At 51.6% G+C, this 23,682-nt stretch carries 23 protein-coding genes; 15 read left to right on the plus strand and 8 right to left on the minus strand.

From position 1 onward, the window contains the following. The first annotated feature begins 12 nt into the window (after positions 1 to 12). A complete protein-coding gene (locus tag IE074_RS07680) occupies positions 13 to 957 on the plus strand; it encodes a carbohydrate kinase family protein (protein WP_189384889.1) in 945 nt (314 codons plus the stop codon). 2 nt (positions 958 to 959) lie between these two features. Here the strand turns inward: IE074_RS07680 and IE074_RS07685 are convergent, their stop codons facing one another. Beyond that, positions 960 to 1,511: a YggT family protein gene (locus IE074_RS07685; RefSeq protein ID WP_189384890.1), complete on the minus strand. Its 552-nt coding sequence runs from the start codon at positions 1,509 to 1,511 to the stop codon at positions 960 to 962. A 113-nt stretch (positions 1,512 to 1,624) separates the two neighbouring features. On the opposite strand from IE074_RS07685, the gene IE074_RS15110 reads away from it, so the two are divergent. Further along, the gene (locus IE074_RS15110; protein ID WP_189384891.1) at positions 1,625 to 2,428 is read left to right on the plus strand and encodes a hypothetical protein; all 804 of its coding nucleotides are present in this window, start codon (positions 1,625 to 1,627) and stop codon (positions 2,426 to 2,428) included. 416 nt (positions 2,429 to 2,844) lie between these two features. Here the strand turns inward: IE074_RS15110 and IE074_RS07695 are convergent, their stop codons facing one another. Beyond that, positions 2,845 to 3,135: a hypothetical protein gene (locus IE074_RS07695; RefSeq protein WP_189384892.1), complete on the minus strand. Its 291-nt coding sequence runs from the start codon at positions 3,133 to 3,135 to the stop codon at positions 2,845 to 2,847. A 64-nt stretch (positions 3,136 to 3,199) separates the two neighbouring features. After that, on the minus strand, positions 3,200 to 4,603 hold the full coding sequence (gene gltX, locus IE074_RS07700) for a glutamate--tRNA ligase (RefSeq protein WP_189384893.1): 1,404 nt from the start codon (positions 4,601 to 4,603) through the stop codon (positions 3,200 to 3,202). Between the two features lie 108 nt (positions 4,604 to 4,711). Between gltX and IE074_RS07705 the strand changes: the two genes are divergently transcribed. Next, entirely contained in the window at positions 4,712 to 7,177 is a 2,466-nt protein-coding gene (locus IE074_RS07705; protein WP_189384894.1) for a bifunctional acetate--CoA ligase family protein/GNAT family N-acetyltransferase, read from the plus strand. Here the strand turns inward: IE074_RS07705 and IE074_RS07710 are convergent, their stop codons facing one another. Together IE074_RS07710 and yjgA are read right to left on the minus strand one after the other, a co-directional pair. Then, the gene (locus IE074_RS07710; RefSeq protein WP_189384895.1) at positions 7,178 to 7,858 is read right to left on the minus strand and encodes an alpha/beta hydrolase; all 681 of its coding nucleotides are present in this window, start codon (positions 7,856 to 7,858) and stop codon (positions 7,178 to 7,180) included. It abuts the gene before it with no gap. 6 nt (positions 7,859 to 7,864) lie between these two features. Further along, the gene (yjgA, locus tag IE074_RS07715) at positions 7,865 to 8,410 is read right to left on the minus strand and encodes a ribosome biogenesis factor YjgA (RefSeq protein ID WP_189384896.1); all 546 of its coding nucleotides are present in this window, start codon (positions 8,408 to 8,410) and stop codon (positions 7,865 to 7,867) included. A 93-nt stretch (positions 8,411 to 8,503) separates the two neighbouring features. Here yjgA and pmbA point away from each other — a divergent pair, with 93 nt between their 5' ends. The 7 genes from pmbA (at position 8,504) to erpA (ending at position 14,628) form a co-directional block, all read left to right on the plus strand. Further along, positions 8,504 to 9,844, plus strand: coding sequence for a metalloprotease PmbA (gene pmbA / locus IE074_RS07720; RefSeq protein ID WP_189384897.1), 1,341 nt, complete (start codon positions 8,504 to 8,506; stop codon positions 9,842 to 9,844). Positions 9,845 to 9,975: 131 nt separating this feature from the next. Next, a complete protein-coding gene (locus IE074_RS07725; RefSeq protein WP_189384898.1) occupies positions 9,976 to 11,079 on the plus strand; it encodes a TRAP transporter substrate-binding protein in 1,104 nt (367 codons plus the stop codon). Between the two features lie 300 nt (positions 11,080 to 11,379). After that, positions 11,380 to 11,808, plus strand: coding sequence for a 50S ribosomal protein L13 (gene rplM, locus IE074_RS07730; RefSeq protein WP_189384899.1), 429 nt, complete (start codon positions 11,380 to 11,382; stop codon positions 11,806 to 11,808). Positions 11,809 to 11,817: 9 nt separating this feature from the next. Further along, positions 11,818 to 12,210: a 30S ribosomal protein S9 gene (gene rpsI, locus IE074_RS07735; protein WP_169293614.1), complete on the plus strand. Its 393-nt coding sequence runs from the start codon at positions 11,818 to 11,820 to the stop codon at positions 12,208 to 12,210. Between the two features lie 204 nt (positions 12,211 to 12,414). Continuing rightward, entirely contained in the window at positions 12,415 to 13,470 is a 1,056-nt protein-coding gene (argC, locus tag IE074_RS07740) for an N-acetyl-gamma-glutamyl-phosphate reductase (RefSeq protein WP_189384900.1), read from the plus strand. Between the two features lie 13 nt (positions 13,471 to 13,483). Then, positions 13,484 to 14,176 (plus strand): DUF6776 family protein, encoded by a 693-nt coding sequence (locus tag IE074_RS07745; RefSeq protein ID WP_189384901.1) that lies wholly within the window; start codon positions 13,484 to 13,486, stop codon positions 14,174 to 14,176. An 83-nt stretch (positions 14,177 to 14,259) separates the two neighbouring features. Beyond that, positions 14,260 to 14,628 carry an iron-sulfur cluster insertion protein ErpA gene (erpA, locus tag IE074_RS07750; RefSeq protein ID WP_189384902.1) on the plus strand — a complete coding sequence of 123 codons (369 nt, stop codon included), beginning with the start codon at positions 14,260 to 14,262 and terminating at the stop codon, positions 14,626 to 14,628. A gap of 111 nt (positions 14,629 to 14,739) precedes the next feature. Here the strand turns inward: erpA and nadB are convergent, their stop codons facing one another. Both nadB and nadA read right to left on the minus strand, forming a co-directional pair. Next, positions 14,740 to 16,329 carry an L-aspartate oxidase gene (gene nadB / locus IE074_RS07755; RefSeq protein ID WP_189384957.1) on the minus strand — a complete coding sequence of 530 codons (1,590 nt, stop codon included), beginning with the start codon at positions 16,327 to 16,329 and terminating at the stop codon, positions 14,740 to 14,742. 50 nt (positions 16,330 to 16,379) lie between these two features. Next, on the minus strand, positions 16,380 to 17,492 hold the full coding sequence (nadA, locus tag IE074_RS07760; protein ID WP_229793942.1) for a quinolinate synthase NadA: 1,113 nt from the start codon (positions 17,490 to 17,492) through the stop codon (positions 16,380 to 16,382). Positions 17,493 to 17,749: 257 nt separating this feature from the next. On the opposite strand from nadA, the gene IE074_RS07765 reads away from it, so the two are divergent. Then, a complete protein-coding gene (locus IE074_RS07765) occupies positions 17,750 to 18,694 on the plus strand; it encodes an NUDIX hydrolase (RefSeq protein WP_229793946.1) in 945 nt (314 codons plus the stop codon). Between the two features lie 14 nt (positions 18,695 to 18,708). On the opposite strand, the gene IE074_RS07770 is transcribed toward IE074_RS07765, so the two are convergent. Next, on the minus strand, positions 18,709 to 19,824 hold the full coding sequence (locus IE074_RS07770) for an anhydro-N-acetylmuramic acid kinase (RefSeq protein WP_189384904.1): 1,116 nt from the start codon (positions 19,822 to 19,824) through the stop codon (positions 18,709 to 18,711). Positions 19,825 to 19,964: 140 nt separating this feature from the next. Between IE074_RS07770 and tyrS the strand changes: the two genes are divergently transcribed. The 4 genes from tyrS to nrdR are packed head-to-tail and all read left to right on the plus strand — an operon-like array spanning position 19,965 to position 23,675. After that, positions 19,965 to 21,191 carry a tyrosine--tRNA ligase gene (gene tyrS, locus IE074_RS07775; protein WP_189384905.1) on the plus strand — a complete coding sequence of 409 codons (1,227 nt, stop codon included), beginning with the start codon at positions 19,965 to 19,967 and terminating at the stop codon, positions 21,189 to 21,191. A 41-nt stretch (positions 21,192 to 21,232) separates the two neighbouring features. Beyond that, entirely contained in the window at positions 21,233 to 21,862 is a 630-nt protein-coding gene (locus tag IE074_RS07780) for a YbhB/YbcL family Raf kinase inhibitor-like protein (protein WP_189384906.1), read from the plus strand. Between the two features lie 32 nt (positions 21,863 to 21,894). Next, on the plus strand, positions 21,895 to 23,139 hold the full coding sequence (glyA, locus tag IE074_RS07785; protein ID WP_189384907.1) for a serine hydroxymethyltransferase: 1,245 nt from the start codon (positions 21,895 to 21,897) through the stop codon (positions 23,137 to 23,139). A gap of 56 nt (positions 23,140 to 23,195) precedes the next feature. Continuing rightward, positions 23,196 to 23,675, plus strand: coding sequence for a transcriptional regulator NrdR (gene nrdR, locus IE074_RS07790; protein WP_189384908.1), 480 nt, complete (start codon positions 23,196 to 23,198; stop codon positions 23,673 to 23,675). Positions 23,676 to 23,682 lie beyond the last annotated feature (7 nt).

Raw genomic sequence — 23,682 nt, forward strand, 5'->3', positions numbered from 1 at the left:
GGTTTAATTGTCATGAGTAATGCAGTACTGGTATGCGGTTCCGTTGCGTTTGATACCATTACCCTGTTTGAAGGGCATTTCAAGGATCATATTCTTGCCGAACATATAAAGTCATTGAGCGTTTCTTTTTTTGTGCCTACCATGCGCAAAGAGTATGGAGGGTGCGCAGGAAATATCGCTTATAACCTGCGCATGCTGGGTGGCAATCCGGTGCCGGTGGCAACGGTTGGTAAAGATGCCCAGGAATATTTGCAGCGCATGCGTGACATGGGTATTGATACGCGTGCCATCAGGGTTCTGCCTGATGCCTTCACGCCCCAATGTCACATCACGACAGACCTTGATGGCAACCAGATTGCCGCGTTTCACCCCGGTGCCATGATGCAGTCGGCTGAAAACGATATCAGCCAGGAAAAGGCCGTGTGGGGTATTGTGGCTCCCGATTCAAAAGATGGCATGTTTGCCCATGCCGAAAACCTGAACAGGGCTGGAATTCCCTTTATTTTTGATTTGGGCCAGGCCATGCCGCTATTCGACAAGGCCGATCTTGAGCGTATGCTGGGTCTTGCCCATGTGCTTACCGTTAATGATTATGAGGCATCGGTGATTGAGCAACGCATGGAAAAAAGCATGGCGCAAATTGCCGGGCACCTTGAGGCCGTGGTGGTTACCCGGGGTGCGGAAGGCTCAGACCTGTACCATGATGGCAGGCGGATTGCCATTGCGCCGGTTAAGGCTGAGGCGGTGACAGACCCTACCGGTTGCGGAGATTCACATCGTGCAGGGCTGCTGTATGGCTTGTCACAGGGCTGGGGCTGGGAAGACTGCTGCCGCCTGGGCAGTTTGATGGGGGCCATCAAGATTGCTTCACAAGGCCCCCAGAATCACTTTTTAAGCCGGGAAGAAATTGCGGCCCGCTTCATGAGTGCATTTGGTGAGGCATTGCCAGCGGTATAACGTTATCCAAACATCAGGTGCTGTAAAACAATTTGCAGCACCTGTGTAATCAGGATCAGCACCAACGGAGAAAAATCAAAAGCGCCGGTGCCGGGCAGAAAGCGGCGAATCGGGTTTAGCATTGGGTCCAGCAAGGCCCTTAATACTGGCATGATGGGCGAAGCAGGGCTGACCCACGATAAGATTGCCTGTAAAATACACAGCCATAACACCAATGTAAGCGCCCATTTGATGGTCATGAAAAGACCCACCAAAGGCAGGGTGGCCAGCGATGTCTGGATATATACATTGGCCGGTGTGAGCGAAAAAACAAGAAAAACGTGCAACATTGAACAAACCCATGCCAGCAGCAGGCTGGTCCAGTCTATTTTGTTGCTGGTCGGGATTATTTTGCGAACAGGCTGAACCAGCCAGTCGGTCGCTTTATAAATAATCATGACATAAGGATTGAAGGGGTGGATCCTGGTCCAGAACACCCAGGCTCTGACGAGTAGGGCAGACACAAACAGGGAAAAAAAGGTGCCAAGTAAAAAACTAAGTATTGAATTGATCATATAAAAAATAAAATGAAAAAAAGCCGTCTAAGTGTTTAATTTAGACGGCTTTTGCAATTACTTCAACCGATTATGGTCGATTCCCTGTTGGGAATGGCCAGGATGAGTTGCTGTTGCTGCCTGTTTTGGCGGCTGAGTCGGCCGTTTTCTTGCTGGCTGCGGTTTTCTTCACGGCTGCTTTTTTTGCGGCAGGCACTTTTTTTGCGACAGCTGTTTTGGTGCCTGTTTTAGTCGCTGTTTTTGCACCTGTTTTGGCGGCAACCGTGGTTTCTGTTGTTGGAACTTCAGCGGCAATGGCTTTTTTGGCTGCTGCTGTTGTTTTCTTGGCTGGTGCTGCTTTTGTGGCGGAGGCTGCTTTTTTAGCGGGTGCGGCTTTGGAAGCGGTTACCGCTTTTTTAGCTGGTGCTGCTTTTTTCACTGCTACCGCTTTTTTAGCGGGCGCTGCCTTTTTGGCAGGCGTTGCTTTTGTGGCAGTTGCCGTTTTTTTTGCGGGTGCCGCTTTTGTGGTGGCTACTGCTTTTTTGGCAGGTGCCGTTTTTTTTGTTGCAGGAGTTTTTGTTGCAGGTGCCGCTTTTTTGGCAACGGCTGTTTTCTTCACTGCAGCGGTTTTGGTTGTGGTGGTTTTTTTTGCTGCTGCTGTTTTTGTGGCGGTAGCCGCTTTAGTGGCGGCTGTTTTTTTTGCAGGAGCGGCTGTTTTGCTAACAGATTTTGCAACGGTTTTTTTAGCAGCTACTTTCTTCACAACTGTTTTTGTTGCGACTGGGGTTTCAGCTGCAACGGTTTTTTTGACGGCAGTAGCTTTTTTAGCCACTGTTTTGGTTGCAGCTTTTTTAGCTGCAGGTTTTTTGACTGCTTTTTTGGCTGCTGTTGCCATGGCAATACTCCTTGGGAAAGGGTCCGGATATGAAAAAAATTAAATACATCTGTACAGATATAATTTCAAGGTCAAAGTATAAATCCGGCAACGGATAACTCTACTTCCTTTGTAGCACCATTTGATATATTCCCCGCTTTCGGCGCGAAACATCCCAAATGGTTATAAAGGCAAATTATTTTATTTACCTTTATAACCGCAAGGGTAACTCATTACGTCATGGAACGCACGAAATACTTTTGAAATAAAGGTCAATGGAAATAAAATAATTGTTATCAATATTAATAACTTAGCAGCAGGCAAGCCTGTGAGAAAACAATCTTGAAACGTTGGGAAATAAGATTTTTCAGCCTGACTCAGGTAAAGAACCATTGCTGACGCGTGTTTTGCCCAAACCCATCAAGGTTGAATGAGCTGTTTTTTTATCTCGGCAGATCGGTCATGGATTATCCTTGTTTTTCAAAAGCATTGAAAATAAAGGCTTGTGGCGTGATATTGGTTTTTTTCGCTTTTTTGGCGGTTTGCAAACATGATATTGTGCGGGTTAAGTGGCATCAGCATGGCGAGCCGCTGCAATGGGGTTTTGAGGTTGTGGCCGCTGCCGGTTTTTTTTCGTTTTACAGAAGCAAAAATCCGTTGCCGCTTTGTTTGAAGTATAAAAAACCATTGGCGAAAAACCAACAAAAAACCAACAAAATGCTTCGGTGTTTTTGCCACATGCATAAAAAAACCGCTTTGCCCCAAAGCCATGAGCAAGGATTGCTGGTGGCGTGAGACAAGGCGGTTTTTAAGGGTGTGGTAGCCTGAAAGATCGCTATATGGCGTTTTGCAGGCGTTCAAGCACGGTTGTTTTACCAATGATAGCCAGGACAGCACCAATGGATGGGGTTTGTTTCTGGCCGGTAACGGCAAGCCGCAAGGGAATGCCCAGCATGGGCATTTTGATGCCATGTTCGCTTAAGGTTTGCTTGATCAGCTCATCCAGCGCTTCACTTGTCCAGGCTTCCAGCTTGCTGGCGTTTTGGGCAAAACCGGCCAAAATACGTTTGGCATCTTCGGTCAGGAATTGGGTTTGCAGTTCTTCGGCAGCAGGCTGGAAAGGGGCGCAGAACAGCATGGCGTTTTCGGCCAGTTGTTCCAGGGTTTCGGCGCGATCCTTGAAGAGGTTAAGCACGGCAGGCATGTCCAGATCCTGGGTGTGGCCACCACGGGCATGAATGCGCGGCAAGACATGATCCAGCAGCTCGCTGTCGCTTAACGCCTTGATGTAATGTGCATTGACCCAATTGAGTTTTTTGGGGTCCCATTGTGCGGCCGACTTGGACAGGTTGCGGGTATCAAACCATTCAACCAGCTGTTCACGCGAGAAAATTTCATCATCACCATGGCTCCAGCCAAGGCGGGCCAGATAGTTGATCATGGCTTCGGGCAGATATCCCTGTTTTTCATAATCCATAATGCTGACAGCACCATGGCGCTTTGACAGTTTCTGGCCATCGGGACCCAGAATCATGGGTACATGTCCATACTCGGGAAGTGGGGCGCCCAGGGCCTTCAGGATATTGATCTGGCGCGGCGTGTTGTTGATATGGTCATCACCACGAATAACATGACTGATTTGCATGTCCCAGTCATCAACCACCACGCAGAAATTGTAGGTGGGCGTGCCGTCGGGACGGGCAATGATCAGGTCATCCAGCTCGGCGTTTTCAATGGTGATGGTGCCCTTGAGCATGTCATCCCAGGAAACGGCGCCTTCAGTGGGGTTCTTGAAGCGGACAACCGGCTTGCGGCCCTCGGGGACCGGTGGCAGTGTTTTGCCGGGCTCGGGACGCCAGGTGCCGTCGTACTTGGGTTTAAGGCCTTTGGCCTTGGCACTTTCACGCATTTGTTCAACTTCTTCCGGCGTGCTGTAGCAGTAATAAGCCGTGCCCTCAGCCAGCATTTTGGCAATCACTTCCTTGTGGCGCCCGGCGCGCTGCATTTGGTAGAAAGGGCCTTCATCTGCCTCCAGTGACAGCCATTGCATGCCATCAAGAATGGCTTGTACCGCTTCAGGGGTGGAGCGCTCAAGGTCGGTATCTTCAATACGCAACACAAAAGTGCCTTGGTGATGACGGGCAAACGCCCATGAGAAAAGTGCCGTGCGCGCGCCACCCAAATGAAGATAGCCGGTTGGGGATGGGGCAAAACGGGTTCTAACAGAAGAGGAAGTCATGGATAGTAAAACAATTAAGTGATTAAAAGAAGAGGCAAGACAGTTTACAATGCCTGGGCAGGCTTCAGAAAAACTTCATTTTAGCTTAACATTTTTGTGAGTGGATATATGCTGCGTCATCGCCTGGCTTCCATCTTTGAGCCAAGATCGTTAATCGTGATTTCAGATGTCTCTTTGCCGGTATGCGAATCGGTGCCGGCCTACCTGGTGCGTAACACCACACTGATAAAGTTTGACTCGCCAGAATCATTTGCGCAACTGGCAGACAAAGAGCCCATTGAAAGTGAGGAAAGAAAAGATCTGGCCGTGCTGTGCGTGCAACCAGACAGGCTGGAAATGGTGTTGTCGTTTCTTGAGCGCAAGCCGCCCCGGGCCATGATTCTGCTGCCCACCCAAACCATTGATGACGACCCACTGGAAATCAGGCAGTTTGTGCTGGATTGGGCCAGGCGCCACAATTGCCTGCTGCTGGGCCCACGTGCGTTTGGTATTCAGCGGCCCCACCTGAATTTGAATCTCAGCAAACACCCCATCCTGTCGCATCAGGGCCGGGTGGCGGTGGTGTCGCAATCCAGGCTGCTGCTCATGTCCATTATGGATTGGGCCAATGATGTCGATCTTGGCTTGTCTGCGGCGATTTCCCTGGGAGAGGTCATTGATGTGGACCTGCCTGAAATAATTGAATACCTGGCCACGGATACCCGCACCGACAGTATTGCCCTGTACATGGACAAGCTGGGTTCCGGGAGGGAACTCATGAGCGCCATTCGCATGGCCTCCAGTGTCAAGCCGGTTCTGGTCTTGCGTGCCGGACGGGCAAGCCCCGAGCTTAAAGGGGATGATGCCGTGTTTGAGGCCGCTATCCGGCGTGCCGGGGCGGTCCGGGTTGATTATTTTGTCGAGCTGTTTGCGGCCCTGAAGGCGCTGTCTTATGCCCGGCGTCCCAAAGGCGGGCGGATTGTGGTTTTTGGCAACAGCCGTGGCTCAACCTCTTTGACGTTTGATGCGATGGGCACCAGTAGCGTCTTATCCAAGGCATCGTTGTCTTCAGGCAGTCTGCGCGAACTCAGACGGATTCTGGGGCATGGCGCCATTGTGGGTAATCCGGCTATCAGTTATGCCCCCCTAACCGGAGAGCAGCTTATCGAGAGCCTGAAGGTAATGGTGGATGACGCCGGGGTTGATGCCGTCATGGTCATGCTGGCCCCTGATGAGCTGGTGGACATGCAGAAGGTGGTTGAGCAATTGGCGGCTTATGCCCGCAAGGCACCCAAACCCATTGTGACCAGTATTCTGGGCGAGGCCACCATGCGACCGTTCCGCCGGTTGCTTAACCGGGCTGGCATGCCAGCGTTCAGAACCCCCGAAACGGCACTGGGTGCCATGATGTCGCTGTGTGACTACTTCTATAACCAGCAACTGTTGCATCAACTCAGGATCCCGCAGCCTGATTCCCGGCCTGCCGATATTCCGGCTGCCCGCGCCCTGCTTGATGCCGCGCTGAAAGAAAAACGCGGCACGCTTGAAACCCGGGAAGCCATGCGCCTGCTGGACTGCTTTCATGTGGGGGTTTCCTGGGAGGAAGATCAACAGGATGAACAGTTTTCTGTTGAGGATGGGGTGCCGGCCGTCATGATACAGGTTCAGAGCGACCCCATCTTTGGGCCATGGATCCGTTTTGGCGAGGGTGGTCACAAGGTGGTGTTTTCGTCCCGCGACAAGGGGCTTGATTTGCCGCCCCTGAACGCTTATCTGGCTGGTCAGCTCATTAAGCGCAGCCGGGTCTGGCGCCAGGAATTGGAAACCTATGTAGAACCCCACATATTCGTGAAATTGCAGCGTATTCTGGAGTCGGTTGCCGATTTGGTCAGCGAGTTTCCCTGCATTCAAATGCTAGAAATTAACCCGATTGTTCTGGGTTATCGTGAAGTCCATGCCAAAGATGTCAGGATTGTGCTCGATAAAGAGGCGGCGGGTGTTTCGCCACGCGAGTCTGGCTATGATCATATGGCCATCTTCCCGTATCCGTATTATTTGACTGAAAACAGGCGCTTTGATGACGATATGGAATGGGTGTTGCGCCCCATCCGTCCTGAAGACGCTGAGGCGCTTCAGGCTTTTATCAGGGGCTTGTCCGAGAAGTCGCGCTACATGCGATTTGTTTCAATGATGCGCGAATTGACGCCTAAGATGTTAAGCCGATATACCTATGTGGACTATCATCGTGAGCTGGCGCTGGTGGCCACTATCCAGGTACCCAACGAGGCCAACCGCGGGTTGCCGAGGGAAGAAATTATTGGCCTGGCGCACTATCTGCGCAACGCCGATGGCGTGGGCGCCGAATATGCCCTGGTGATTGGTGACGGATGGCAAAAGCGTGGTCTGGGCAGAACCCTTATGAGCAAGCTGATACAGGCGGCCCGCAAACAGGAGCTGGCTTATATAGAAGGGGTTGTGCTGGCCAGCAATAAACCGATGCTGCATTTAATGACCAGCCTGGGCCTGAAAAATGACCCGGATGAAGAAGACCCTTCAATGCGAAGGGTCTGGATGCCTTTGAATCAGGCGGATTAATCAAGCCAGGTTTTCCTGGATGAAGGCCGAAATATCCCGGATTTCTTCCAGGCACACCGAGTGCTGCATGGGGTAAGTGTGCCACTGCAGGTTCTGGTAGCCCAGTTCTTCCAGCTTGGCCTTGCTGTTAAGCGCACGTTCGGGTACTACCACCGGGTCCTGTGTGCCATGCGCCATGAAAATGGGGATGTCCATGTTTGCCTGGCTGCGTTCTGCCCCGGTCTTGGCCGCCAGTGGCAGAAAACCTGACAGGCAGATCAGGCCAGCCAGTTTTTTGGGGTGGCGCAGCCCGGTTAACAGGGCCATGGCGCAGCCTTGCGAGAAGCCGGCCAGGAAAATGTTTTCGGTTGGAATACCGCGTTCGTTTTCACGGGCAATCAGGGCTTCAATCGCCTGCTGTGCTTCCCTTAGGCCAGGTTCGTCTTCCGGACCGTTGATGCGGTCAAGGGAAATAATATCAAACCAGGCTGGCATGGCGATGCCGTTGTTCAGGGTAACCGGACGAACTGGCGCATTGGGGAAAACAAAACGGATACTTGATGGTTTGGGCAGTCTCAGTTCGGGAACGACCGGCACGAAATCGTTGGCATCGGCGCCCAGGCCGTGCATCCAGATAATTGAGTGCGTGATGTGGTTGCCCGTATTGATTTCAACGCAATCGAGCAGTACTTGATCTGACATAATGAACTATTCCCCGGTTAATAAAATAGACTTGAGTGCCTGAAACAGGGCACGGTAATGTTTTTTTTGCGGTTCCTGGGTTTCGCTCAGGGTATTGTTGGCAGCCTGTTCCTTGCGGGCAGCGCGAATAAGCGCCCTGAGTTGCTGAATATCCACCTGGGGATACTCGGCAAGGAGTATGGTTAACTCTTCATCGCTGGCAAGCAGACGGTCACGCAGGGTTTCCAGCCGGTGCATATGTGCCGTGATTTCCCTGGAGCCGTTTTCCCAGACATCCAGTTGCTGGCGAATGGCCTCTATGTCTGCCGTGCGCATTAGCTTGCCGACATAATGGATCTGGCGGCGTTTGCCTTCCCTGCCGCTGATTTTTTGGGCTGTTTTGATGGCATCCAGCAGTTTGTCATCAAGGGGTAACTGCTTGACTTTGTCATAAGGTAACTCTATGACCTGCTTGCCCAGATCCAGAATGGCATGCAGCTCTCTTTTGACTTGTGATTTGCTGGGCCGGTCGTAAAAATCGTTGTCGTCCTGATCTGTTTGGTCGGTATGCATAAATAAAATCGAAAAATGGTTGATATTTGGATATCATAACCGTGTATGCGATTACAGTCATAATGAACAGAACAACCACTTATATTTTTATCTATGAATCCTAATAGTCAGTCTAATTTTGAAGAGCTGGTTCAGCTGGCGCTGAAACATGCCGGCAAGCTCGGCGCAAGCAGTGCCGCTGCCGAGGTCTCCGAGTCTAGCGGGCTTGCCGTCTCCGTTCGCAAGGGAAGTGTTGAAACGGTTGAACAAACCAATGACCGCTCCCTGGGTGTGACTGTTTACGCAGGACAAAGCAGGGGTTCTGCCTCCACTTCGGATTTGTCCGCCAAAGCGATTGCCGAAACGGTAGAGGCGGCCTGGAATATTGCCAAATATACAGCGGCCGATCCAGCGGCCGGTTTGCCGGAACCCGAGTTGCTGGCCACCCATTTGCCCGATCTGGCCTTGCATAAAAGCTGGGATATCTCTGCCGATGAAGCCGTTGCGCTGGCCATAGAGGCCGAGCAGGGAGCTCTGGGTTACAGCAAGGAAATCACCAATTCCGAAGGCGCTTCCATTGATGTTAGTGAAGGGCGCTTCGTATTTGCCAATTCACTGGGTTTTATGGGGGGCTACCCGTATTCGCGCCATGGTCTTTCGGTGGCCGCTATTGCCGGCAAGGGTGAGCGCATGCAAAGGGATTACTGGTATACCTCCCACCGTTACCCCGAAAGACTGGCCAAGGGGCATGATGTGGGTGTGTATGCTGCCCAGCGTGCCTTGTCCCGTTTGTCGGCCCGTAAAATTCCTACCGGCAAATACCCGGTCCTGTTCGAGGCCCCCCTGGCCCTGGGTCTCATTGGTGCACTAACCCAGGCAATTAGTGGGGGGGCACTCTACCGCAAGTCCAGTTTTCTGCTTGACTCCCTTGGCATGCCGGTGATGGCTGACCATATTCAAATTAACGAAGATCCTTATATCCCGGGCGCCATGGGCAGTTCCGCCTTCGATGACGAGGGCGTGCAAACCCGGGCGCGTGATTTGGTGCAAGACGGCATTCTGCAGGGGTATTTGCTGTCCAGCTATACCGCCCGTAAACTGGGCATGCAAAGCACCGGCAATGCAGGTGGTTCGCATAATCTGCTGCTTACATCCTCGCTAACCGAAGCCGGTGACGATCTTGACGCCATGCTGAAAAAAATGGGTACCGGCCTGCTGGTTACCGAGCTGATCGGACAGGGGGTTAACTATGTCACTGGCGATTATTCCCGTGGCGCCTTCGGTTATTGGGTGGAAAATGGACAAATCCAGCATGCCGTTCAGGAGATCACCATTGCGGGCAACCTGAAAGACATGTTCATGCAAATGGTGGCGGTGGGTAACGATGTCATTACGCGTGGGGCCAAAACATCGGGGTCGATCTTAATTGAAAACATGGCGGTGGCAGGCAGTTAAGCGCCAGGCTGCCTTTATGCCGGTTTTAGGGAAAACCACTAACTACGGTTGCGGCATGAAGCAGCGGCTGTGGGTTATTATTTATCGTATAAAATTTTTAGCATTTAAAATAAGTTTGGAGAAATAAACATATGCAACGTCGTTCGTTTCTAAAAAAAGCCGGTATGGGCATGGTGGCCGGTACGGCAGCGGTGGGTGCTCCGGCGCTGGCCCAGGAAAACCCAAGCATCAAGTGGCGCATGGCCTCCAGTTTTCCGCGTAGCCTTCCCGCCTTGTTCGGTACCTCCGAGAAATTTGTCAACTATGTCAAGGAAGCCTCAGGTGGCCAATTCGTGATTGATGTGTTCCCGGCCGGTGAAATTGTGCCAGCCCTGCAGGTGATGGATGCCGTTTCCAACGGTACCGTCCAGGCTGGCCATACCTGCGGTTATTATTATTTTGGCAAAAGCCCGGCCTACTGCTTTGATACGGCCGTTCCTTTTGGCCTGACCGCCCGCCAGATGATGGCCTGGATTCTTGAAGGTAACGGCAAGGCATTGCTGCGCGAATTGTTTGATCCCATCAATATTGTCAACTTCCCTCTGGGTAATACCGGTGTGCAAATGGGTGGCTGGTACCGTAAGGAAATCAATTCACTTGAAGACCTGAAAGGCCTGAAAATGCGTACCTCCGGTTTTGCCGGTGAAGTGTTGTCACGTCTGGGTGTGATTCCCCAGCAAATCGCCGGTGGCGATATTTACCCGTCACTTGAAAAGGGCACCCTTGACGCGGTTGAGTTTGTCGGTCCTTTCGATGATGAAAAACTGGGCTTTAACAAAGTGGCCAAATACTACTACTATCCCGGATTCTGGGAGGGTGGTCCACAGGTTTCCGCGTACATGAACAAGGATGAGTTCGCGAAATTGCCCAAGAATTACCAGGCAATTGTGGAAGCGGCATGTATGTATGCAACGGCCAATATGACGGCGGTTTATGATGCCCATAATGCGGCTGCGCTGCGCAGATTGATTGCCGGTGGTGCCGTGCTGAAAGAGTTCCCCAAAGAAGTGCTGGATGCCGGATACAAGGCATCCGTACAGTTGTATAAAGAATTCTCGGACAAAGACCCGATGTTCAAGAAAATCCATGACGATTACATGGCTTTCCGTGATGATCTGGCGCCATGGTTCAACCTGGTTGAGGGTTCGTATACCCGCTATCTGGCCTATGCGATTTCACAAAGCCGTAAAGCTTAAACTGGCATAAAGACAGTGGCCGCCCGTACAAAATACAACAAAAAGCAAGGCTTGTACGGGTGGTTCTGTTCAAATTTGGGCTCTATTTCATTGTTTTTATTGAAAAAACAAAAGCATGGTGTTAACATTACCGGCTAACCCAGAACTGTACGGCTGAAAAGTAAGGTTTTACTTGTTTACAATAACAGCCTGGCAGCGTCCGGTTTATGTCTTTTTAATAACTGGCATATAAAACGGAAATTGGGCGTAACGGGCACGGCACATGCCGGCTCTATTAATTTTTATTTAGGAATAACTATCATGAAGACCTTTGTGGCAAAGCCGCATGAAGTCAAACGTGACTGGTTTGTTATCGATGCAAAAGGCAAGGTCCTTGGTCGTGTAGCCAGCGAAGTTGCACGCCGTTTGCGCGGTAAACATAAACCCGAGTTCACCCCTCACGTTGACACCGGCGATTATATTGTAATTATCAATGCTGCCGATATCGTTGTTACCGGTAACAAGACTGAAGACAAAAAATACTTCCGTCACTCCGGTTACCCAGGCGGTATTTACGAAACGAACTTTAAAAAGATGCAAGAGCGCTTTCCAGGCCGTGCACTTGAAAAAGCCGTTAAAGGTATGCTGCCCAAAGGTCCACTGGGCTACGCCATGATTAAAAAACTCAAGGTGTATGCTGGTGCCGAACATCCTCATACTGCCCAGCAGCCTAAACAGCTGGATTTCTAAGGATAAATCATGATCGGTAATTGGAATTATGGAACAGGTCGCCGCAAAACTTCAGTGGCCCGTGTTTTCTTGAAAAAAGGTACAGGCGCTATCGTTGTTAACGGTAAACCTGTTGATGAATATTTTGCCCGTGAAACAGGCCGCATGGTTGTTCGTCAGCCTTTGGTCCTCACAGAACTCACCGAAGCCTTTGACTTTCACGTCAATGTACACGGTGGTGGCGAAAGCGGCCAGGCTGGCGCAATCCGTCATGGCATTACCCGTGCCCTTATTGACTATGATGAAACATTGAAATCATCACTGTCCAAAGCTGGCTATGTAACCCGTGATGCACGTGAAGTCGAGCGTAAAAAAGTCGGTTTCCACAAAGCCCGTCGTCGCAAACAGTTCAGCAAACGCTAATCTGTTTTCAAGTCAAAAAAGACCGCATTTGCGGTCTTTTTTGTTTTTGGCCTGTTAAAGGCGTTTTGAAACACAGTGAAGCAAAACCAGTGCCTGATTTTCAGGCAAGTTGAACCAAAACACGTGTAAAAACTCTCATAATGTGGTGCAATAGTCGTTTGTAAAAACGTTTACACATCCATTTTATTAACAAAGGATTTAACAATGGCATCTTCTTCGGCCCCGATCAAGGTTGGCATCGTTGGCGGCACCGGCTATACCGGTGTGGAATTGTTGCGTCTGTTATCGGCGCACCCCAATGCAAAGCTTCATGCAATTACCTCACGTAAAGAAGAAGGCATGCCGGTTGCGGACATGTTCCCCAATTTGCGTGGGCATGTTGATCTGGCTTTTTCCGCCCCTGAAAATGCGGCGCTGTCTGAGTGTGATGTGGTTTTCTTTGCGACACCTCATGGCGTTGCCATGGGGCAGGCCCGTGCCCTGATTGAAGCCGGCGTAAAGGTAATTGACCTGGCGGCCGATTTTCGTTTGCAAGACACCGCTGTTTTTGAAAAATGGTACAAAATGGCGCATGCCTGTCCTGATGTATTAAAAGACAGTGTTTATGGTTTGGTAGAACTGAACCGGGAAAAAGTGGCGGGTGCGCAGGTTATTGGCAACCCGGGTTGTTATCCAACCACCGTTATTCTGGGGCTTACCCCGTTGCTGGAAAAAGGCCTGGTCAAGCTGGACAATATCATTGCCGACTGCAAGTCGGGTGTGTCGGGGGCGGGTCGTAAAACCGAAGTGGGTAGCCTGTTCTCCGAGGCCAGTGACAACTTCAAGGCCTATGCCGTCTCGGGTCACCGCCACCATCCTGAAATTGTCGAGCAACTGGGTAAAATTGCCGGTCAGCCGGTAGACCTTACCTTTGTGCCTCATTTGGTACCCATGATCCGGGGTATGCTGTCCACCATTTATGTAAAAATCAAACCCGAGGCCCTGGATACCGATTTTCAGGCACTGTACGAGCAGCGCTACCAGAACGAAGCGTTTATCGATGTCATGCCCGCCGGTAGCCTGCCAGAAACCCGCTCGGTGCGGGCATCCAATCAGTTGCGCATTGCCCTGCACCGTCCAGGTAATGGTGATACCCTGATTGTAGTGGTGGTGCAGGACAACCTGGTTAAAGGTGCTGCCGGCCAGGCAGTGCAAAACATGAATGTGTTATTTGGTTTGGCTGAACAAACAGGTCTGAATCAAGTGGCTATTCTCCCTTAAAGGCCGGTTAATAATGGCAGCACGTATTTTCCTTTTAGCCGTTGGGGTTGTGGTAGGTGCAACCAGCAGTTATTACATTACCCAAAATGTCGTTCAGCGAAAAATGTTGGGCGTTGAAAATGAACACATCGCCTCGCTTGTCGACAAGGTCAAACAGGGAGAATTGCAAATCCAGTCACTGCAGGGCAAACTGGATGCGGCCAACGCGCAAATGGTGATCGACAAGAGCGCGATTGTTGAATTCAACCGACAGGTCTCAAAACTGCAGGACGAAATCAGCAGAAGCACCGAGGAGTTGCTGCGTTACGAGCAGCTGATTCCCTCTAAAAGCAATATGCACGTAAGTGTCAGGGAATTTGATGCTGTCAAGGAAGGGGCCCGGATCCGCTATAAGGTATTGCTGACACGTACCCAGAAACAACCAGCCGTTTTCAGTGGCCGTTTGCACTTTGAGGCCAAGGGCAAAATGAATGGTAAGGCCACCACCGTGGTCCTTAAACCAGAGCCTGTCGTCAAGAGCGCTGAAAATGGCACACCTGCAACAGAAAAAGCGGGCAATGGTGCCCTGAATTTACAGTTCAGCAGAATCGAACTGGCGCAGGGTCTGCTGGTCATTCCCGACGGTTTTATACCTGAAAGCGTAACCCTGAAAGTGGTGGAAGGTAAAAATACACGTGTGACGCGAACGTTAAAGCTCAAGTCTTAGTTGGTTGTTATGTTAAAATAACTTTGTTATAGGCGTGTCTGCCTGTTTTATTAGGGTGACTGTATCTCACCAGGAGTAAGTATATGAGTAGCGTTTTAGAGTCAGTAGACTTGCAGGCTCCTCCAGTGCCATTGGTTTTCACCGATGCGGCTGCGGCTAAAGTCAAGGATTTGTTAATCGATGAAGGTAACCCCGACCTCAAGCTGCGCGTGTTTGTGCAGGGTGGTGGCTGTTCAGGATTCCAGTACGGCTTCACGTTTGATGAGGTCGTTAACGACGACGATACTGCTATCGATAAAGATGGCGTTCAGTTGTTGGTAGACCCCATGAGCTTCCAGTACCTGGTTGGTGCTGAAATTGATTACAAAGAAGATATCGAAGGCTCACAGTTTGTGATTCGTAACCCGAATGCCCAAACAACTTGTGGCTGTGGTTCTTCTTTTACGGTGTAATGGCCGTAAACGGTAAGTGGTGCTTTATGTTCGCAAAGGCATAACACCAGGCAAGCCAAACCAAAACAGGTCCGTGTATAAAATAAAATACACGGACCTGTTTTTTGTAACTCAGGATAACAGCGGTGCCAGCACGGTAGGGATGGCGGCTTTTGCCGTGTCAGGGTAGTCGGTGGTGTAATGCAGGCCACGGCTTTCCTTGCGGGCCAGCCCGCATTGCAGCATCAGGCTGGCAACGTCCAGCATGCTTCCCAGTTCTATTTGATTCAGGCTGATGGCTTGTAGGCTAGTGCCTGAATGAAGTTGTGCTTTCCATGCATTCAGCTGCTGCAGGGCTGCCTGCATGCCGGCATGATTGCGTACAATGCCAAAGCATTGGCTCATCAGTTGTCTTAGGCGGTTAGCGTCAAGGGCGCTGTCTTGTGCTGACTGCTTGCCATTGCCTGTCACCGGGTTAATGCAAACGGTATTGTCATAAGTGGTTGGTGTTTCCCAAGGCAGATGGGCCGCAATGTTACGGGCAATATTCCTGCCGGTCACAATACACTCCAGCAAAGAGTTGCTGGCCAGCCGGTTGGCGCCATGCAGGCCGGTGTAAGCGGTTTCGCCGGCACAGTAAAGTCCCTTGATGTCAGTCTGCCCGTTCTGGTTAACCAGAACGCCGCCGCAGGTGTAATGTGCCGCCGGTGCCACCGGTATGGGGCGGGTGCTGATATCAAGACCATAAGACAGGCAGGTCTCATAAATCATGGGAAAATGATGCATGATTTCCTGTTTGGGCATGTGGGAAATGTCCAGCAGTACATGGTTGCCGCCGCTCTTTTTGATTTCAGCTTCAATGGCACGGGCCACAATATCGCGTGGGGCCAGTTCGGCGCGGGAGTCATAATCGGGCATGAAGCGGCTGCCATCGGGCCTGCGTAACAGACCGCCTTCACCACGAACCGCTTCTGAAATCAGGAAGGTGGGGGCATTAGATAAGGTAAGTGCGGTTGGGTGAAACTGGATGAACTCCATATTGGCAACCCGGCAACCGGCACGCCATGCCATGGCAATGCCGTCACCGGTGGCAACCACGGGGTTGGTGGTGTGGGTAAACAGTTGGCCGATACCGCCGGTTGCCAGCACAATATGCGGGGCAATAAAGGATTCCATCTTGCCGGATTGCAGGTTCAGGGCGCTGACACCCTGGCATTCAACGTTCTCTGTGCGGGCATTGTTCAGCAGTAGTTCGCAAGAGGCGTAATGCTCGAAAACATGAATGTTCGGGTGGCTGTCCAGCAGGGATTGCAGGGTATGCGTAATCACATGGCCGGTTTTGTCAGCGGCATGGGCTACCCGGCGGTGCGAGTGCCCGCCCTCCAGTGTCAGGTGTAGTTGCTGGCTGGTCGCGTCGCGGGTAAAGTCAACCGAATGACTGAGCAACCACCTGATGGCATCGGGTGAGTTTTCTATAATATGCGTGACCGCTTCCCTGTCGCACAGGCCGGCACCGGCAACCAGAGTGTCGTTAATGTGCCGCTCAAACGAATCAAACGGGTCCCACACGGCGGCAATCCCGCCTTGGGCCTTGTCGCTGGCGGTATTGATAAGTACGTCTTTGCTGAGTATGGCAATACGCTGGTTTTCTGCTAAAGACAGGGCAACAGACAGGCCAGCCAGCCCGCTGCCAATAATAATGCAATCGAAATGATGATTCATCATATGTTCCGGGAAATGTCGTCCTTTAGTACGGGGAGGACATCAAAGACTCAGGCGGCTCCGATGTTTTCAAACAATTTCATGTCTTCCAGCAAGTCGCCACTGGCCCGTACCGATTTTTTATGCGTTTCTGCAAAGGCCAGCATGCGGTCAAGTGGCTGGCGTGCGCGTTTGGCCAAGGTTTCATCAAGCGTGATTTCTCCGCTACCGCTTGTTAAGCATTGTTTGATGCCGGCCAGTCCGTTCATGGCCATCCAGGGGCAAAAAGCACAGCTTTTGCAGGTGGCGCTATTGCCTGAAGTGGGGGCTGAAATAAAGATTTTGCCAGGAGCCCTTTTTTGCATTTCGTGCATAATGCCGGCATCGGTGGCCACAATGAATGTTTGGGCCGGCAAATCAACCGCTGCCTGAATCAGCTTGCTGGTAGAGCCGGTGACATCGGCCAGTGCCGCCACGCCTGCCGGTGATTCGGGGTGCACCAGTACTTTGGCATCAGGGTATTGTTTTTTCAGGCTGGCCAGTTCGGCTGCCTTGAATTCATTATGAACCAGGCAGGAGCCTTGCCATAACAGCATGTCGGCACCCGTATTGTTTTGAATGTATTGGCCAAGGTGACGATCGGGGCCCCAGATGATTTTTTCACCTTTTTCATGCAGGTAAGTCACGATTTCCAGGGCAATTGAAGAGGTGACCACCCAATCGGCACGCGCTTTTACTTCGGCGCTGGTGTTGGCGTAGACGACCACGGTCCGGTCGGGATGGGCATCACAGAAGGCACTGAACTGGTCGGCAGGGCAGCCCAGGTCCAGCGAGCATTCAGCCTCGAGGGTTGGCATCAGCACGGTTTTTTCAGGGCTAAGCATTTTGGCGGTTTCACCCATGAAGCGAACCCCGGCCACAATCAGGGTAGAGGCTTCATGGTCGCGGCCAAAACGTGCCATTTCAAGCGAGTCACCCACGCAGCCATTGGTTTCAAGCGCCAGATCCTGCAAAACGGGGTCAACATAATAATGGGCCACCAGCACGGCATTCCTGCTTTGCATGAGTTGCTTTATTTCCTGGATGTATAGCTGTTCCTGTTCGCTTGACAGGGGGGCGGGTATCTTGGCCCAGGCTTTGCCTACTGCTTGGGCATCGGCGCTTTCCGGAAGGATTGACGTCATGCAGGCTTGCCCGTTAAGACTGGCGCTGTGCAATAAGGGTTGATCAAATTCAAAAGCTTTCTGTTCTGTGTGTCCCATGGTTTTTCAACTGGTATTTTTTAAAAAATTAAATTATGCTCCTTGTGAGCATAAAAGGCAAAACATTTTTTATGAATGGACGTTAAGTTGTCATGGCCGCTGTTGCAAATAGTTTTGCCCGGCTAGGCACTTCCATATACAATGCCTATGCCAATATCCAATCACCAATAGCCATCAAAATGTCGGCATCAGATACCTCTCCCAGTCAGAACGAGGGCGCCAGTGAGCTGGTTGCCGTTTTAATTGCCATTACCCGATTCTCCGCCCGTGTCTTGACGGTACTGGATGGCCAGTCCCTGCCTTTTGGAGCCTTGTCGCCGGTTCACCGTTCTTTGCAGTCGGGAGTTCGGCAGTGGGTAAAAACCCAAACCAGGCAGCCAATGGGCTATGTCGAGCAGCTGTATACGTTTGTAGACACTACCCGAACCCGTTTATCAGGGCACCCGGTGCTGTATGTCAGTTATCTGGGGCTGGTCAAGGAAACTGATGAAAGCCAGCTTGAAGCGCATGCCAGCTGGCAAGACTGGTACTATTATTTTCCCTGGGAGGATCACCGGCAGGGGCTGGTTCCCTGGGTGATGCAAACACTCTTGCCGTCATTGCAGGATTGGGTCCATCAGGAAAGTGACCCCAATGTCCGCATGAACCGGCAACGCCGGGTGGATATGTGCTGGGGCCTGAACGGATTTGACTGGGTGGAAGAGCATGTGCTGCTGCGTTATGAACTCATGTATGAAGCCGGACTGATTCCCGAGGCGCCCAATTATGCAAGTATTGGACTGGGAGCTGGCGAAATCGGGGTTCCGATGCAGCGGGATCATCGCCGTGTGCTGGCTACGGCCATGTCACGGCTGCGGGCAAAAATCAAATACCGTCCTGTTATTGCCGAACTGATGCCGGCAGAATTCACCCTGTTTCAACTGCAAAAAAGCATAGAAGGGCTGGCTGGCGTGGAACTGCACAAGCAGAACTTCCGTCGCATGATACAGCATCAGGATCTGGTGGAAGAGACGGGCAAAATGACCGCCCAGGACCGTGGCCGGCCGGCGCGGCTGTATAAATTTAAAGATCATGTTTTGCTGGAAAACATTCTGGCGGGCAGCAAGTTGCCGCAAATAAAATAAGGGTTTTTGAACGCTCAGGCCGGGTAATAACAGCCAAGAATGGTTTTGCGCCGGGCACCGCTGACTGAAGGCGTGCCGGCGGGAATCCGGTTGCAATGGGCCCAGGCCAGCCAGGCAAAAGCCAGGGCTTCCATGGATTGGCTGGCTATGCCGTAATCTTCACAGCGATTGACCGCAAGGCCGGTACGCAGGCCAATTTCCCGCAGCAAGGGGGCATTCAGGGCGCCACCGCCACAGGTGATGATTTCCCGTGTTTCAGGGGCATATGCCTGAATGGCACTGGCAATGGTTTGGGCGGTTAGCGCACGCAGGCTGGCCTGGATGTCAGGGGCGCTGATGTTTTGTCTGAAGCCGGCAAGCAGGGTGTCCAGCCAGTTCGGGTTAAACAGGTCCCGGCCGGTTGATTTGGGCGGAGGCAGCGCAAACCAGGGCTCGGCTTTCAGCAAGTAATTCAGTAGCGCCTCATTCACCGTACCACTGGCGCCCCATTGACCATCTTTGTCGTAGTCGTTGCCGGTATGGCGCTGACACCATAAATCCATCAGGACATTGGCCGGGCCGGTATCAAACCCGGTCACTTCTTTTTCAGGGTGCAAAATACTGATATTGGCCATGCCGCCCAGGTTCAATACGGTAACGGGCCGATCAGCGTTAAACATGGCTTTGTGGAACGCGGGGACCAATGGTGCTCCCTGGCCACCGGCGGCAATGTCCTTGCTGCGAAAGTCGGCCACCACCGCAATGTGTGCCAGTTCACTTAACAAGGCGGGTGCATTCAGTTGCAGGGTGTAGCCCAGTTCGGGACGATGGCGCACCGTTTGCCCGTGGGCGCCAATGGCCGTGATGTGTTCCGGCGCCAGGTGCGCCTGTTCCAGTAACTGTTGGCAAACCCTGGCATATAAATGCGCCAGCTCATTGGCCGCCAGACATGATTTTTCCAGTTCATTGTGCATGGGCGCATTCAGCTCAAGAAAAAGCTGTCTTAACGAAGCCGGCATGGGCAGGCTGGCCTGGGCAAGAATACGGGGGCGTTGTGCGGGCGAAAAGGCGGCAATGACCCCATCAGCGCCATCGGTGCTGGTGCCGGACATAAGCCCGATGAAATATTGAGTATCCAGTATGGCAGGCATATGCAATCTGAATTTGGATAAAAAGGTATAATTTAGCACTGAATCGCAGGAAAAAAGCGATAATAGCAGGTCTACCTGATTATCATCCCGGTTACATTTTGTCTCTGGGATGTTTATGTTTTGCATTGGATAAAGTTTTTATGTCATCTTCCGAATCACCTGTTTCTCCAGAAGTCCAACATGACTTGCGTATTGTCTTGCGCGGGTGCGATGAACTGCTGGTCGAGTCAGAGTTTGCCAAAAAGTTGCAAAAGAGCCGTGACACCAATACGCCCTTGCGTATTAAACTGGGGCTGGATCCAACCGCTCCCGACATTCACCTGGGTCATACCGTTGTCCTGAATAAAATGCGTCAGTTGCAAGACCTTGGGCACAAAGTCATTTTCCTGATTGGCAACTTCACCTCCATGATTGGTGATCCCAGTGGCCGCAATGCAACCCGCCCGCCACTTACCAAAGAACAGGTCGAAGAAAACGCAAAAACCTATTACGAACAGGCCAGCATGGTGCTGGACCCTGAACGTACCGAAATCCGCTACAACGCCGATTGGTGCGAACAGTTGGGTGCAAGCGGTATTATCCAGCTGGCTTCACGCTATACTGTAGCCCGCATGATGGAACGTGATGACTTTACCAAGCGTTTCAAGGGCGGCGTGCCCATTGCGGTTCACGAGTTTTTATACCCATTGCTGCAAGGCTACGATTCTGTCGTGCTCAAGTCCGACCTGGAACTGGGCGGTACCGACCAGAAATTTAACCTGCTGGTGGGGCGCGAATTGCAAAAAGAATATGGTCAAGAGCCGCAATGCGTGCTGACCATGCCCTTGCTGGTGGGTCTTGATGGCGTCGATAAAATGTCCAAATCCAAGAACAATTACATTGGCATCACCGAAGCGCCCGACTCCATGTTTGGCAAGCTCATGTCCATTTCAGACACGCTTATGTGGAGCTATTACGAGCTGCTTTCTTTCCTTTCACTGGAAGAAATTGCCGGTCTTAAAAAGCAAACCGAGGAAGGGCGCAACCCGCGTGACATCAAAGTGATGCTGGCCCAGGAAATCATTACCCGCTTCCATTCGGCCAAAGCGGCCCAGGAAGCCCTGGCCAATTTTGAGGCCCGTTTCCGTGATGGTGCCATCCCTGATGATATGCCTGAAATCCAGCTGCCGGGTGCCCCATTGGGTATTGTCAAGGTGCTCAGGGAATCGGGTCTGTCCAGTTCCGGTTCCGAAGCCCAGCGCAATATCGAGCAGGGTGGTGTACGGGTTGATGGCCAGCGGGTTGAAGATAAATCCCTGCAGCTTGATGCAGGTACTTATGTCGTACAGGTAGGCAAACGCAAATTTGCCCGCATTACGGTCAATTAATTGTATTCCATCTATTAACATCAGGTTTTATTGGGGGATCTATGAAATTACTCAGTCAGTCAATCGTCAACGGCCAGGTCATACACCCACGTTATGCTTTTGGCAAACAGGATGCGGTGGCACATATTGCACTGTCCGATAATCTGAATCCGCACTTCTCTTGGGAAGATGCGCCCGAAGGCACCCGGTCTTTTGTATTGATTTGCCGTGACCCGGACGCTCCCAGCAAACCTGATGATGTCAACCAGGAAGACCGTGAGGTACCGGCCGATTTGCCCCGTGCCAATTTCTATCACTGGGTGCTGGTTGATATTCCTGCCAGTGTCACAGCCATTGAAGAAGGCGAGTTCTCCAAAGAGGTCACGCCCAAGGGCAAGAACGGCCCAATGGCACCACGCAACATGCGCCAGGGAATTAATGACTACACCGCCTGGTTCGCCAGCGACCACGACATGAAAGGCGATTACTACGGCTATGATGGCCCATGTCCCCCTTTCAATGATGCGCTGGCCCATCGTTATGAATTCACGCTTTATGCCCTTGATATAGAAACGGTTCCCCTGGAAGGCCGGTTTAGCGCCGAAGATGTCCTTAAAGTCATCAATACGCATATATTGGCCAGCGACAGCATTACCGGGCTGTATACACTTAATCCTAAAGTGACCATTTAACTTTTTTGCTTTTTATAAATTTAGGAAAACACATGTTTGATCGTTCCCTTACCCTGGACAAAGTAGACCCCGAATTGTGGGCGGCCATCCAGAAAGAAAATGTACGTCAGGAACAGCATATTGAGCTGATTGCCTCTGAAAACTATACCAGTCCTGCCGTTATGCAGGCACAGGGCACACAGCTTACCAACAAGTATGCCGAAGGTTACCCAGGCAAGCGTTACTACGGCGGTTGCGAGTTTGTGGACATTGCCGAGCAACTGGCCATTGACCGCCTGAAAGAACTGTTTGGTGCCGAAGCCGCCAACGTTCAGCCCAACTCTGGTTCACAAGCCAACCAAGGTGTTTACATGGCAGTCCTGAAACCGGGTGATACCGTTCTGGGTATGAGCCTGGCCGAAGGTGGTCACCTTACGCACGGTGCTTCAGTTAATGCTTCGGGCAAACTGTACAACTTTATTCCTTATGGTCTGGATGCAAATGAAGAGCTGGACTACGCACAGGTAGAGCAGCTGGCCAAAGAACACAAGCCCAAATTGATTGTGGCTGGTGCTTCTGCTTACTCATTGCGTATCGACTTCGAGCGTATGGCTAAAATTGCCCATGATAATGGTGCTCTGTTCATGGTTGACATTGCTCACTATGCAGGTCTGGTTGCAGGCGGCCAGTACCCCAACCCTGTGCCACATGCCGATTTTGTCACGTCCACGACCCACAAATCACTGCGTGGCCCACGTGGCGGCGTCATCATGATGAAAGCCGAACATGAAAAAGCCATCAATTCAGCGATCTTCCCCGGCATCCAGGGCGGTCCGTTAATGCATGTGATTGCCGGCAAGGCGGTTGCCTTCAAAGAAGCCCTGGCGCCCGAGTTCAAGGATTATGCCAAACAGGTTGCCCTGAATGCCAAAGTGCTGGCCGAAACCCTGGTTAAACGCGGTTTGCGGATTGTGTCCGGCCGTACCGAAAGCCACGTCATGCTGGTAGACCTGCGTGCCAAGGGCATTACCGGTAAAGAAGCCGAAGCCGTTCTGGGTGATGCACATATCACGGTCAACAAAAACGCGATTCCGAATGATCCTGAAAAACCATTCGTGACCAGCGGTATCCGTTTGGGTACACCGGCCATGACCACACGCGGTTTTACCGAAAAAGAAGCCGAGCTGACGGCCAATCTGATTGCCGACGTCCTGGACAACCCACGTGATGCAGACAATATTGCAGCGGTCCGTGAAAAGGTCAATCAATTAACCGCACAGTTCCCGGTTTACAAATAATTAGCTGACCAGCAGCGCCTGCTCCGGCAGGCGTTTTACTTTAAGGTTTCTTTCAGATGAAATGTCCGTTCTGTGCTCACTCTGAAACCCAGGTGGTGGATTCCCGGGTTTCCGAAGACGGTGATACCATACGCCGACGCCGTCGCTGCCTGGATTGTGACCGGCGTTTTACCACGTATGAGCGGGTTGAGCTGTCCATGCCAACCATCGTCAAAAGAAACGGAACGCGCGTGGAGTTTGATATTAAAAAACTGCATGCCAGCCTTAAGCTGGCCTTGCGTAAACGGCCGGTATCCACCGAAGCCCTTGAGGCCGCGGTGGCCCGCATTCAGGAGGCCTTGCTGAACACGCCAGGCAAGGAAGTCTCTACCGGACACATTGGTGAGTTGGTGATGAATGAACTCAAGCAACTGGATCAGGTGGCCTATGTGCGTTTTGCCTCGGTTTATAAAAGCTTTGAAGATATTGGCGAGTTTGTGAAGGCTATTCAGGAAATGCAGGTGCCGGTAAACGCCAGCAAGCTGGAAAAGAAATAGGAAAGAA

The organism is Advenella faeciporci (assembly GCF_014652395.1).
GTDB lineage: Bacteria > Pseudomonadota > Gammaproteobacteria > Burkholderiales > Burkholderiaceae_B > Advenella > Advenella faeciporci.

Coding starts and splice junctions, on each gene's coding strand:
- IE074_RS07695 (WP_189384892.1), bottom strand. CDS start 3,135: ATGGCTTTGGGGCAAAGCGGTTTTTTTATGCATGTGGCAAAAACACCG.
- argC (WP_189384900.1), top strand. CDS start 12,415: ATGGCATCTTCTTCGGCCCCGATCAAGGTTGGCATCGTTGGCGGCACC.
- gltX (WP_189384893.1), bottom strand. CDS start 4,603: ATGACTTCCTCTTCTGTTAGAACCCGTTTTGCCCCATCCCCAACCGGC.
- yjgA (WP_189384896.1), bottom strand. CDS start 8,410: ATGCATACCGACCAAACAGATCAGGACGACAACGATTTTTACGACCGG.
- IE074_RS07705 (WP_189384894.1), top strand. CDS start 4,712: ATGCTGCGTCATCGCCTGGCTTCCATCTTTGAGCCAAGATCGTTAATC.
- glyA (WP_189384907.1), top strand. CDS start 21,895: ATGTTTGATCGTTCCCTTACCCTGGACAAAGTAGACCCCGAATTGTGG.
- IE074_RS07680 (WP_189384889.1), top strand. CDS start 13: ATGAGTAATGCAGTACTGGTATGCGGTTCCGTTGCGTTTGATACCATT.
- pmbA (WP_189384897.1), top strand. CDS start 8,504: ATGAATCCTAATAGTCAGTCTAATTTTGAAGAGCTGGTTCAGCTGGCG.
- nadA (WP_229793942.1), bottom strand. CDS start 17,492: ATGACGTCAATCCTTCCGGAAAGCGCCGATGCCCAAGCAGTAGGCAAA.
- IE074_RS07780 (WP_189384906.1), top strand. CDS start 21,233: ATGAAATTACTCAGTCAGTCAATCGTCAACGGCCAGGTCATACACCCA.
- IE074_RS07765 (WP_229793946.1), top strand. CDS start 17,750: ATGTCGGCATCAGATACCTCTCCCAGTCAGAACGAGGGCGCCAGTGAG.
- rpsI (WP_169293614.1), top strand. CDS start 11,818: ATGATCGGTAATTGGAATTATGGAACAGGTCGCCGCAAAACTTCAGTG.
- tyrS (WP_189384905.1), top strand. CDS start 19,965: ATGTCATCTTCCGAATCACCTGTTTCTCCAGAAGTCCAACATGACTTG.
- nadB (WP_189384957.1), bottom strand. CDS start 16,329: ATGAATCATCATTTCGATTGCATTATTATTGGCAGCGGGCTGGCTGGC.
- erpA (WP_189384902.1), top strand. CDS start 14,260: ATGAGTAGCGTTTTAGAGTCAGTAGACTTGCAGGCTCCTCCAGTGCCA.
- IE074_RS07770 (WP_189384904.1), bottom strand. CDS start 19,824: ATGCCTGCCATACTGGATACTCAATATTTCATCGGGCTTATGTCCGGC.
- IE074_RS07710 (WP_189384895.1), bottom strand. CDS start 7,858: ATGTCAGATCAAGTACTGCTCGATTGCGTTGAAATCAATACGGGCAAC.
- IE074_RS07725 (WP_189384898.1), top strand. CDS start 9,976: ATGCAACGTCGTTCGTTTCTAAAAAAAGCCGGTATGGGCATGGTGGCC.
- IE074_RS07745 (WP_189384901.1), top strand. CDS start 13,484: ATGGCAGCACGTATTTTCCTTTTAGCCGTTGGGGTTGTGGTAGGTGCA.
- rplM (WP_189384899.1), top strand. CDS start 11,380: ATGAAGACCTTTGTGGCAAAGCCGCATGAAGTCAAACGTGACTGGTTT.
- IE074_RS07685 (WP_189384890.1), bottom strand. CDS start 1,511: ATGATCAATTCAATACTTAGTTTTTTACTTGGCACCTTTTTTTCCCTG.
- nrdR (WP_189384908.1), top strand. CDS start 23,196: ATGAAATGTCCGTTCTGTGCTCACTCTGAAACCCAGGTGGTGGATTCC.